The sequence below is a fragment of the Burkholderia sp. SIMBA_051 genome, from assembly GCF_046534915.1.
Classification (GTDB): Bacteria; Pseudomonadota; Gammaproteobacteria; order Burkholderiales; family Burkholderiaceae; genus Burkholderia; species Burkholderia ambifaria.
Genome location: NZ_JAWRXS010000864.1, coordinates 1 through 237, shown reverse-complemented (window position 1 = coordinate 237; position 237 = coordinate 1). Strand labels below are relative to the sequence as shown.

The following is a 237-nucleotide window of genomic DNA, read 5'->3' as shown; positions in this document are numbered from 1 at the left end:
GAACACGGTGAGCAGGCCGGTGCGGATCGCTTGCTGGTCGACGAACGCACGCACCTGCGGCGTGAATTCGACGAGGCCGCGGCCGCGCGCTTCGACGGCGATGTGCGTGATGGTCTGTTGCATGTCGACGGCCTCAGGCGAGTGCGGCGAAGCCGTCGGCTTCGATCTGCGTGGCGTCGGCCGGACGCACGACACGCGCGACTTCGACGCCGTCGCGCAGGAACACCAGCGTCGGCC

Annotated in this window: 2 pseudogenes; both read right to left on the bottom strand. The window is 69.6% G+C overall.

From position 1 onward, the window contains the following. Nucleotides 1-123 (bottom strand): annotated as a pseudogene (locus SB771_RS36905) (YjbQ family protein); the annotation flags it as partial. 10 nt (nt 124-133) lie between these two features. Then, a pseudogene (locus SB771_RS36900) lies at nt 134-237 on the bottom strand (thioredoxin); the annotation flags it as partial.